Annotated in this window: 7 protein-coding genes; 3 read left to right on the forward strand and 4 right to left on the reverse strand. The window is 42.1% G+C overall.

The features are described 5' to 3' along the window. Positions 1-319 precede the first annotated feature (319 nt). Entirely contained in the window at positions 320-1,324 is a 1,005-nt protein-coding gene (locus D1367_RS17335; protein ID WP_118167512.1) for a phosphoribulokinase, read from the reverse strand. Between the two features lie 1,347 nt (positions 1,325-2,671). Here D1367_RS17335 and petH point away from each other — a divergent pair. The 3 genes from petH to D1367_RS17350 all read left to right on the forward strand — a co-directional run bounded on the left by petH (position 2,672) and on the right by D1367_RS17350 (position 6,409). Beyond that, positions 2,672-3,982 carry a ferredoxin--NADP reductase gene (gene petH, locus D1367_RS17340; protein ID WP_118167513.1) on the forward strand — a complete coding sequence of 437 codons (1,311 nt, stop codon included), beginning with the start codon at positions 2,672-2,674 and terminating at the stop codon, positions 3,980-3,982. A gap of 279 nt (positions 3,983-4,261) precedes the next feature. Further along, the gene (locus tag D1367_RS17345) at positions 4,262-5,548 is read left to right on the forward strand and encodes a homoserine dehydrogenase (RefSeq protein ID WP_118171560.1); all 1,287 of its coding nucleotides are present in this window, start codon (positions 4,262-4,264) and stop codon (positions 5,546-5,548) included. A 162-nt stretch (positions 5,549-5,710) separates the two neighbouring features. Beyond that, positions 5,711-6,409, forward strand: a complete 699-nt coding sequence (locus D1367_RS17350) for a Uma2 family endonuclease (protein WP_118167514.1) — start codon at positions 5,711-5,713, stop codon at positions 6,407-6,409. A gap of 47 nt (positions 6,410-6,456) precedes the next feature. Here the strand turns inward: D1367_RS17350 and D1367_RS17355 are convergent, their stop codons facing one another. From D1367_RS17355 to D1367_RS17365, 3 genes are all read right to left on the reverse strand, one after another. Beyond that, positions 6,457-7,587, reverse strand: a complete 1,131-nt coding sequence (locus D1367_RS17355; RefSeq protein ID WP_118171563.1) for a CO2 hydration protein — start codon at positions 7,585-7,587, stop codon at positions 6,457-6,459. Positions 7,588-7,726: 139 nt separating this feature from the next. Continuing rightward, positions 7,727-9,232 carry an NADH-quinone oxidoreductase subunit M gene (locus D1367_RS17360; protein WP_118167515.1) on the reverse strand — a complete coding sequence of 502 codons (1,506 nt, stop codon included), beginning with the start codon at positions 9,230-9,232 and terminating at the stop codon, positions 7,727-7,729. 228 nt (positions 9,233-9,460) lie between these two features. Beyond that, positions 9,461-11,317: an NAD(P)H-quinone oxidoreductase subunit F gene (locus tag D1367_RS17365; protein WP_118167516.1), complete on the reverse strand. Its 1,857-nt coding sequence runs from the start codon at positions 11,315-11,317 to the stop codon at positions 9,461-9,463. Positions 11,318-11,922 lie beyond the last annotated feature (605 nt).

The raw sequence follows: 11,922 nt of genomic DNA on the forward strand, positions 1-11,922 counted from the left end.
TTTAGTTCAAGTCTGTCCCTCAAGCTATCGGAGAGGGACGGTTTTGAGTAGTAAAACCTCTTAGAGGTCTTTTGATTCACCTCGTTAGGCGAACACCACATAAGTTGTTGAACTTACATTAATTTATGAAATCATAACAATATTTATACTTCAGTAGTTAGTATCTTCTGAATATTGATAAAAACCAGTAGCTATAAGGTAAGTATCTTTAAAAAAGATAAATCTATGCTAATTATTTTGTGATTAAAATGTATTTAATAACACAAAAAAAGGGACACCCGAAAGCGCCCCCACAAGCTTTGATAGAAACACTGCTGCTTTAAACTTGAACTGCTAACTTTGCTTCCGTAGCTGTTAGGCGCTCATAAGCAGCACGCATTTTCAAACCGGTAAGCACTTGGAAGAAACCAGTACCATTATTGGAACCTGGATACTCGCGGTGCTGGAGTAACAAGTGAGTCAATTCACCCTGATATTTAGTGGATGTATTGCTAAGATGGGTTTCGATATAAATTACTTCTTCCAAGTTGTCAAATTGACCATCGACCTCTAGTACTGAGACATAGCGGCCGTAGTAAACATCTGAACCGTAGTACAGTTGCATACCAGGATAAGAACAGGTCAGTTTGCGTCCACAAGGAGTCCAATTGATTGTTGACCCTTCATCAAATAGGTAGGTTGGATCAAAGCCTTCCTTACCTTCGCGCTGAAGCATACGTACCCGCAAGACTCTGCGCTCCGTGTCGTTTTTGATTAAGTTGGTGGGTAATACTTGCAGAACCACATCAGCAAATTCTCTTTGTGGTTCGATAAACTTATCAAAGTCAGGTTTGCGGGAATTGATTTGCGCTAAGACATCTTCGTAGCGATGACCGCGTTCAGCCATATCTCGCTGGATTTTCCAGGCAATTTTGACTTCATCGCTAATATCAAAATAAACACTAAAGTCGATTAGCGATCGCACCCGCTCATCATATAAAGGATGCAGCCCTTCAACAACTATAATATGATTCGGCTCAATCCGTTCTGGCGGATCAATTAAGCCAGTTTCGTGGTTATAAATCGGCTTATCAATCCCTTGACCACTTTTGAGCGCTTTAATTTGCTCATACATCAGGTCAAAATTGTTTGCTCTGGGGTCTAATGCCGTTATCCCAGTTTCTTTACGCTGTTTGCGATCTAGGGAATGATAGTCATCCAAGCAAATGACTGTCATTAAATCTTCACCAAACAAATCAATCAAACGACGCAAAAACGTAGATTTCCCGCACCCAGAGTCTCCGGCTACTCCAATCAGTACCACGCGTTCCGGCTTATTTGTCATAAATCTCCTCTAAAATACTAAAATTGTCTCAATATTTTTTCACACAGCAGATTCTGAAGCCAGGAGTTTACCCCATTGGTTTATCCTGCGTTCTTGCTACCTAGCACATCTATAAGACACCAAGCAAGTAGGCAACAAAAGTAATTAAGTTGCTACTCGTCGGACTAGCCTGAATGTTGGTGCCGGTAAGTATTTAATCCTAGTGGTATATTTGATTTTAACAGAAGGGGGTATCCCATACAATATTGCTCTCAAGAAGAATTAGGGTGGTTCATGAATCATTTTTTTGTTGATTTAGTTGTTAATTTAAAAATGGGGATCAGCACCGCCCATCAGCGTTGCGCCTTTATCAGTCCGCTACTTGTGACTACAAACAAGACTTAATGGTATAATTTATTATTGCCGCGAATTTTTTGATGTTCCTAAATTGTAATTCCTGCTCGACAATACTTAATATATTCAAAGCAAAAATCTATCCAACGAATGAGCAAAGAACTTGCATTAGTCAAATTTTTAGCTGTAAATTTATAGATATGCTCACATAGAAGCGTTGACGTTATGGCCAAGTACTGATAAAGGTTGACAGATTTTTCACATCAAGTGAAACTGATTACAGTTGCTAAAATAACGGTTCTCTATGTCGTTATGTTTGTAGCTTGAGTTGTCAGAGTCATGTCATTATCCATAGACAGGTCATCAATATAGCTAACAATATTCCGAAATAGTAGATTTCAAGAAGTAAAACCAATCGGAAGAAAACCTTCTGAGATTGGCATTTACGATTTAAAGCTTTGGAGTAGGCAAGCGCAACCGCAATTTTTGGAAGTCAACTGAGTGTAGCTTCCACTAATCGAAGCAAGCTTGCTAAAATATCTGTCCCTTTAAGTTGCTCGTTGGGTAGTAAAGCAAAAAACTATCTCCCTGATGGCAATAACTTCGCCAAATCGAAAAATACCTCGATTCGTAGGTTGGGTTGAGGCACGAAACCCAACAAATACGTTGGGTTTTGCTTCCCTACGGGACGCTACGCGAACGCTCAACCCAACCTACAAAAAAATGGCGAAGGTATTGTGATAGGGGTAATAGTTAACGAAAAAAAGATTAAATTGACTCATTATTAACATTCTCCACAAGACTTATCCTTTACCTTAGAAGGTGAACAGGTGTGTTTTTTGCTATGCCTGCATGTCTTTGGTGAGTGTACTTAGCTAGGCATTAATTTAATGATGCCGTTTTTCCTACATGGCTAGTTTTGTGAAACGAAAATCCGGTAAACTAAAGCTGGCAAGGTAAGGGAATAGTTTTTTTTGAAAAACGGTTAAGTAAATTATCGGAGTGCTAGAACGAATGTACAATCAAGGTGCTGTTGAGGGTGCTGCCAACACAGAATTAGGTAGCCGCATCTTCCTTTATGAAGTGGTGGGTTTGCGTCAGAGCGAAGAAACCGATCAAACTAACTACCCAATTCGGAAAAGTGGCAGTGTGTTCATCAGAGTGCCTTACAACCGGATGAATCAAGAAATGCGACGTATCACTCGTCTAGGCGGCACAATTGTTAGCATTCAGCCTGTAACTGCGCTACAGCCAGTTAATGGTAAAGCCTCACTTGGGAATGCTACAAGCGTTGTCAGCGAGTTAGCTACATCTGGGGAAACTGCTAACAGTGAAGGGAATGGTAAAGCCACACCTGTGAATGCTCATAGTGCTGAAGAGAACAAGGACAAGAAAGGCAACACCATGACTCAAGCGAAAGCCAAAAAAGACCACGGTGACGTTCCTGTTAATACTTATCGTCCCAATGCTCCGTTTATTGGTAAGGTAATATCTAACGAACCGCTAGTTAAAGAAGGCGGTATTGGTATTGTTCAACACCTTAAATTTGACCTCTCTGGGAGTGATTTAAAGTATATAGAAGGTCAAAGTATTGGGATTATTCCGCCAGGATCAGACAAGAATGGCAAGCCAGAAAAACTTAGACTCTATTCCATCGCCTCAACTCGTCATGGCGATGATGTAGATGATAAAACCGTATCACTGTGCGTCCGCCAATTGGAGTACAAGCACCCAGAAACTGGCGAAACAGTCTACGGAGTTTGCTCTACACACCTGTGTTTCCTCAAGCCAGGGGAAGAGGTAAAAATTACCGGGCCTGTGGGTAAGGAAATGTTGTTACCCAATGACCCTGATGCTAATGTCATCATGATGGCAACCGGAACAGGTATTGCACCGATGCGGGCTTATCTGTGGCGTCAGTTTAAAGATGCAGAAAGAGCAGCTAACCCAGAATACCAATTTAAAGGATTCTCTTGGTTAATATTTGGCGTTCCGACAACTCCAAACCTTTTATATAAGGAAGAACTGGAAGAAATTCAACAAAAATATCCTGATAACTTCCGCCTGACTGCTGCCATCAGCCGCGAACAAAAAAATCCCCAAGGCGGTAGAATGTATATTCAAGACCGCGTAGCTGAACACGCAGATGAATTGTGGCAATTGATTAAAAATGAAAAAACCCACACCTACATCTGCGGTTTGCGCGGTATGGAAGAAGGTATTGATGCAGCCTTAACTGCTGCTGCTGCTAAGGAAGGCGTAACCTGGAGTGTTTACCAGAAGGAAATCAAGAAAGCTGGTCGCTGGCACGTAGAAACTTACTAAGGGACTTCCAAGTAAAAAAATATTCCATTGCTATTGTTCACTGTTGACCGTTGACGGTTCACGGGTTTTCAGTCAACAGTCAACAGTCAACAACTTGAATGTGGAATAATTTATTTTTTGGAGTTCCCTAAATTAGTCATTAGTCATTAGTCATTAGTCATTAGTTTTAGACAGAGGACAAAGGACAAATGACAAAATGACAAAGGAAGCAGGATAATCAGTAGGTAGGGCAAACGCTCTACCTACAATTGTTATTGGTGATAATTGGGTGCAAAAATTGTGGGTGTGAAACTAGGAATACTGGGATTAGGCACCGTGGGAACGGGAACAGTGCAGTTGTTGCAAGATAGCGCTGGGCGTCACCCATTGTTGCAAGAGATAGAAATCTATCGTGTGGGAGTGCGATCGCTAGATAAGCCCCGTGGAGTAGAATTGTCTACGGAAGTCTTAACTACAGATTTAGAATCAATTGTCAACGATCCGGCGGTAGATATAGTTGTCGAGGTAATGGGTGGACTGGAGCCGGCGCGATCGCTCATCCTCAAAGCTTTAAGTAATGGAAAGCATGTAGTCACTGCCAATAAAGCAGCGATCGCCCGCTTTGGGGCGGAAATTTTCACAACGGCTAATGAAGCTGGCGTATACGTCATGTTAGAAGCTGCTGTGGGTGGTGGCATTCCGGTGATTCAACCCCTAAAGCAGTCGTTAAGTGTTAACCGTATTCATACGGTAACAGGCATCGTGAACGGTACAACGAACTACATACTGACACGGATGCAGACCGAAGGTAGCAACTTCAATGATGTTTTAGCTGATGCCCAGCGATTGGGTTATGCTGAGGCTGACCCCACAGCCGATGTGGATGGCTTAGACGCAGCAGATAAAATTGCTATTCTGGCATCATTAGGCTTTGGTGGACGCATCAACTTACAAGATGTTTATACTGAGGGGATTCGGCAAGTTAGCAAAACAGATATTGCTTATGCTGAAAAATTGGGATTTGTGATTAAATTGTTGGCGATCGCTAAACGTGATACTCCCTCATCTCCCCTTTCTGTGAGAGTTCACCCTACCTTAGTGCCCCAAGCCCACCCTTTGGCTAGCATCAACGGCGTTTACAATGCCATTCTTGTGGAAGGAGAACCAATTGGGCAAGTAATGTTTTTTGGCCCCGGTGCTGGTGCTGGTGCAACCGCCAGTGCTGTAACATCAGATATTTTGAATTTAATTGCTGTCCTCAAAACCAATACAGCAGTTGCAAATCCATTATTAGCTTGTGGACATCAGGAATACTGCGAAATTGCGCCGATGGCAGAATTGATCACTCGGTTTTATGCCCGTTTTCTCACCAATGACCAACCGGGAGTTATTGGTAAATTGGGTACTTGCTTTGGTAACTATGGCGTTAGCATAGAGTCAATTGTCCAAACTGGCTTTCAAGGGGAACTAGCAGAGATTGTAGTTGTTACTCATGATGTGCGGGAAGGTAATTTTCGGCAAGCTTTGGCAGAAATTCGGAATTTGTCAGCGATCGAAAGCATTCCCAGCTTACTCCGTGTACTTTGAGATTAGTCGGGAGTGAAGCTCGTCAACTTGCTTTGCTCCAATTCTTAATTACCTCAAAGGATTACAATCTCCATTTTATACAAACCAAGCTGCGAGTAAAACTTGGTTAAGTACGCAAGCTAAACTAAAAAATAAACTTCACCCCAGCGCGAGGCTAGACTTATGACCTCTGCAACCGATCCATCCACCGCCTTCACCCCGTTCCCAGACCATACACAACTTCCTGAGTCTGATGGTACTTTCGTGAAAAACTTTCAGGAACATCCCCAAAGCATTCTCTTAACAGACTCGATTAAACCGATATTACAAAAACGTCATCCTGATGGGCAATACTGTATTGGTCAAGATAGCGGTATCTACTGGCGCATCACTGACCCCCCAGAAAAAGGCGCAGAAGCACCAGACTGGTTTTATGTAGGGAATGTACCCCCTACTCTAGATGGGCAAACGCGCAGGTCTTATGTATTATGGCGAGAATTTATTGCCCCATTAATTGCCTTAGAATTTGTTTCTGGGGATGGTAGTGAGGAGCGAGATAAAACTCCTTGGAAGGGGAAATTTTGGATTTATGAGCAGGTGATTCGTCCTCCCTTCTACGGCATTTATGAAGTGAATAAAGCCAGTGTAGAAGTTTATGAATTAATTGGTGGACAATATCAGTTATTAACAGCAAATGAACGCGGACATTATCCCATAAATCCTTTAGGAGTTGAGTTAGAAATTTGGCAGGGACAATATTACACTATGGAATTACCTTGGCTACGCTGGTGGGATTTGGAAGGTAATTTGTTGTTGACTGGTGAAGAAAGAGCCGATCGCTTGACTGCTCAACTGCGTAGACGCGGAGCGGCTTGTCGTTAGACATCGCTAGGCATCGAACCAGAAGCATAATCCTGACCAAAAATCAACTATTTATTCACATCCAGCAACTGCGAAGTTTCTAACCGACTCATCCACTTCTCTAAATAAACTCGATTACCTTTTTCCTCATTTGGATCTTTAGTATCCAAAGGATAAGGCATCAGTCCCAAAATCGTTGCTGTTGTTACGCAAAACATCGATTTTTGGAAACTCATACAAATTTGTACCCGCAAATCATCTTCACCCCGAAGACTATGACGATAAATTTCGTGCAAATACTCTGGAAGATAATGACGCATATCCTGCATCAACAAGGTGGGAGGAATACCGGCGCCGCCGATGGGTAAAGGATCTGCATACAATGCCCCATATTGAAATCGAGTTTGATCTGGGGGAATTTGATATCCTTGGGCGTTGTATGAAACTGTCCCGTGGAAAGGAGTTCCTCGGAAAAATACTGCTTCTACATAAGGTATTGCTGTATCTGCTAAAAAGGTCAAACCAACGCTTTTGGGAATAATTTCATAGACCTCACCTCGAATTTTGACGGCGTAGGTAATTGGGTTTAATGCATTTGCCACTAACCCTGCTTTAATGTGTTCTACAACTTGGGGAATCGATTTGATTTTGCCTTGGTCGTAGAGGTCTGATAAGCTAAGGAAGATATCGGCCATTACTCGCCAGAATTGACCTAAACCGGTGTAGTAAGCAGAGACGCGCAAGTGTTCTGTTAAGAAATCTGGAAACAGTTGGTTAATACCCGGAATGAAAGGATTATTTTTAAATTTGACGGCGATAACGGCTTGGGCTTTTTCTTTAAATTCTTTTGTATCTAAATAGGCATCTAATCCGCCGCCACCGTGCCACATCATGGCTTTCAGACAATACTCGGCATATTCAAAATTAATTCGGTCATGCCACCAATGCCGGAGTAATTTCTGAAAAGAAACCTCTCCATTAAAGTATTTAAAAAATGGGAAAAATATTAAAAACTGATGCTCGGCAATATAATTAAGATTTTTTGAATAGGCATCTAAAACTACGCCATAACTTTTAAGAATACCAACAACTTCCAGGACATTTTCTGGATTATCCGGGAGTAATGCCTCTCCTTTTTGCAAACGTTCAATATACTCAGCTAAGGGATTGTGAACCGCTTTATTTTTAATAGTTACCATTGATATCTCTCCAAAAAATTTAGGTATTGGGGATTGAGTACTGGGTACTGGGTACTGGGCATTGGGCATTGGGCATTGGGAAAACTCTTTCCCGTTTCCAGTCCCTAGTCACTAATCCCTAATCCCCATTCCCTACTCCCTAATCCTTAGCCCCCATTGCTTTATCCAAGGACACTGCTACTACTACGTTTTGGCTATTCACCATTGCTGTAATTGTTGGTTCAGTCCAGCGTGCTAACCAACCAGGTTGAATGCCGAAAATTACAATCAGCACAGCTAAAATTGCAGCCGGGGCGCGATCGCTCCAATACACCCGTGGTAAGTTGATAACTTGTGCAGACAAGCGTCCAAAAAAAGCACGGTTGAGAAGTATGAGGAAGTAAACCGCAGTTAAGCCGGTACCAATCATTGATAGCAGCGTTTGCACTGGAAAAACTGGGAAACTACCCCGAAAAACGATGAATTCGGAAATAAAACCTAGCATTCCCGGTATCCCTGCGCTAGCCATAACTCCCACAACAATTAAGCTACCAATTACGGGCATACCGCGTTCTGGGTTCAGCAGTCCTTGGAGAACTTCTAAATCCCGGCTTCCGGCTTTTTTATACACAACTCCTACCAGCAAAAACAGCATGGCGGAAATCAAGCCGTGGCTAATCATCTCCATAACAGCACCCAACACACTTAATGGTGTGGAAGCCGCGGCCGCTAAAAGCACGTAGCCCATGTGTCCAATAGAACTGTATGCTACCATTTTTTTCATATCGGTTTGAGCGATCGCGCAGGATGCACCATAGAGTACACTCACTACTGCCCAAGTCGCTAACCAAGGAGCCACATAAGCCCAAGCTTCTGGTAACAAGTTCATGCCAAACCGCAGTAAGCCATAAGTTCCCAACTTCAACAACACTCCAGCCAACAGCACAGAAATTGGTGTAGAAGCTTCAACGTGAGCATCTGGCAACCAAGTATGGAAGGGAACCAAAGGAATTTTAATCCCGAAACCTACCAAAATTCCCCCTAGCAGTAAAAGCTGTGTCGCTAGAGGTAGAGTCGTAGGGTTCAAGGTTGCTAGTGCAAAGCTAGAGGAACCACTCAGCCAAACCATGCCGAGAAAACTTGCCAAAATCAAGATTCCCGAAACGGCAGTATAAATGAGAAATTTTGTTGCAGCATAACCCCGCTTCTCCCCACCCCAAATAGCTATCAACAGATATAGCGGAATTAGTTCCAATTCGTAAAATAAGAAAAATAATAGTAAATCCTGTGCCAGAAAAGCTCCAGTCACCCCAGCGCTTAATAATAGTATCAAAGAGTAATAAAATTTAGGACGCTGTAGGGATTCATCGCTGCTGTAAATGGCAATGCAAGTTAACAATGCATTCAAAACCAGCAGTGGCAAAGATAAACCATCTATTCCCAAGTTATAGTTCAAGCCTAAAACATCTATCCAGGGGACAGACTCGGCAAACTGTTGAGTGATTTCTCCTGGATGAAACTGAATTGCTAGTACGATTGTCCACAAGAAAGCGATACTGGCAAAGACTAAAGCCACACCACGGGCAAATTTACCATTGATGCCAGACGGCGAGAAACCAATTAAAGCTGCGCCGATTAACAGCACCAGAATTAAAACACTAAGCATAGACGGAATTCAGTTAAGGGGAGCAGGGGAAGCAGGGGAAGCAGGGGGAGAGTAAAAACTTTTAACTTCTAACTCCTGTACAGACGCGATTAATCGCGTCTCTACTTCTAACTCTTGTACAGACGCGATTAATCGCGTCTCTACTTCTAACTCTTGTACAGACGCGATTCATCGCGTCTCTACTTCTAACTCTTGTACAGACGCGATTCATCGCGTCTCCTAACTCGCTTAAAAAGGTAATTTATCTAGTAAACCAGATGACCAGCTGATGAATAAACCCAGAACGCTGACGACCGCTAAGATAGTCAACATATAGCCCTGAGATTGCCCCGAAATGCTGTACTTTAAAGTTTGTCCACCGAGAATAGTCGCAAAGCCAACCAAGTTTACTAAACCATCGACTAAATAGCGATCGCTCCAAGCAGAGATTTTAGATAGCAGTGCGACTGCACCCACTACCGTTAGCCGATAAACTCGGTCAATATAAAAATCATAACCTAACAAGTCCTGCACAAATCTCCACGCCAAGATTCTGGATCTTGACCAAGCTTTGTGTAGATGAACTGTAGACCCTATACTTACCCCCACGACGGTAGAAGTAAACAAAGCTAATGCCACATACCAATTAATACTTTCCCAATTTGGTAGCAAGTACCATTGCTGTAGCATCAAAGGCACAAGCAGAGTGAAGACTGTGAGAATCACCATTGGTAAGGCCATCTGCCAACCAACTTCTGGGGTACGACGGGTCTTTTGTTGCGGTTTACCCCAAAATACTAATCTGAATACTCTGGTCAAGTTCAATGCTGTCAAGCCATTGACTAATAATAAAACCCCAATTACCCAAGGGCTAATATTCACAAAACCGTCAGCCCATGCTAACATTGCCCAAAAGCTTCCTAATGGTAGCAGTGTTACCATCCCGGCGGAACCGACAACAAAGGCAGTAGTTGTAGCTGGCATCCTTGACCATAGACCGCCCATTTCTGTTAGGTCTTGGCTTTGGGTGGTCAAAATTACTGAACCGGAACTCATAAATAATAATGCTTTAGCGATCGCATGAGTTAACAGCAACATCAAGGCTACTCCCCCTTGCTGCAAACCCACCGCCAAAAACACTAAGCCCATGTATGCACTGGTGGAATGAGATAGCGATCGCTTAATGTCAATTTGAGCTATGGATACTAATGTCGCCCCAATTGCTGTCACCGTACCCATTACTACCAAGGCATTTAAAGCAACTGGCGACAATGCTAACAATGGTTGAAATTTATACAGTAAATAAGCACCACCTGCGACTACGAGCGAGTTTCGCATTACCGAGGCGGGATTGGGCCCTTCCATAGCCTCATCCAACCAAAGGTGCAGGGGAAATTGGGCGCATTTACCAGCAGGCCCAGCAATTAACGCCAACCCCAGTAATGTTGATGTCATTGGGCTTAAATTAGCCGTTTGCGCCCACTCATATAAATCCGAAAAGTTCAAACTCCCGGCTAAGGTGGAAAGCGTCACCACTGCCATCAGCAGCAACAAGTCCCCCACCCGTTTGGTTAAAAACGCATCCCGTGCTGCTGTCACTACTAGCGGTTGAGCATACCAGAATCCCACTAGCAAGTAAGTCGAAAGCGTCAGCACTTCCAAAAGTCCATAGCTGAAAAACAAAGAATCACTGATTGCTAAAGCACTCAGCGCTGCTTCAAAAAATCCCAGCAGCGCAAAAAAACGCGCCAACGACCAGTCTTTTTCCATGTAACCCAGAGCGTAAACTTGTGCAAGTAAGCTTAACCCTGTAATTAAAACTGTTGCCCCAATACTCACTGTTGAGAGTTCCAAGGCAAAAGATAAGTCTAAATCAGCAGCTTTAAACCACGTCACCAGTAACTTTTCTGGTTCTCTATCCCAGATCATGTTAAATACAAACAGGCTATGGGCAAAAGCCAAAACCGTCGTCAACAAGTTTATGTATGCCGCAGGTCTTGGCCCTGTTCGCCGAATTATTCCTATTCCCCACGGCAACGTCAAAATTGCGCCTAATAAGCTATATAAAGGCACAAACCAACTTGTTGAAAATAGAAATTGATCCATTTAAATTCACCTTGACGACTCAACCTTAATTTTAAAAAAGCTTTTATACTATTATTTATTTTACAAAATTAATTTAGTAGAAACATCAATATTTTTTTACTCTTATTTAAACTAAATTATCATAAGTATTTTTACTTTAATTTACCCTATTAAATTTCGATAAAATATAAATTTACATAGGTTAAAGCATTTACTTGCTTTAACTTCACCTTTGTTTTTACATTTTTATTTCTACTTTGAACAAACTACTTTATACGATATATTTGAAAAAATTATCTATTTTTCACTTAGTCATTGTACATATAGCAAAAATTGGCAGAACCTAGAGACAGCATAAGATACAGCAGCTTGTCCTCCCTCCCCAGATAAAATTATCCTTGGTTATGAATGTCGTTTTGTAAATGTGATAAAGAAATTATAAAGCATAAGTGGCTCCTCTAGGAATCAGTAAACTTTAATTGCTCAGGAGGACAGATAAATTTTTGTTAAGTTTTTTAAAACTTTCTTATCATAAACTATTATAGTAATTTATATTGCCAGAAAGGCCAACCTTTCCTATGCTTAATTTGGAAGTGTTTTCTTAGCTATTAAGATCAAGCTCTCCC

The organism is Nostoc sphaeroides (assembly GCF_003443655.1).
Taxonomy (GTDB): domain Bacteria; phylum Cyanobacteriota; class Cyanobacteriia; order Cyanobacteriales; family Nostocaceae; genus Nostoc; species Nostoc sphaeroides.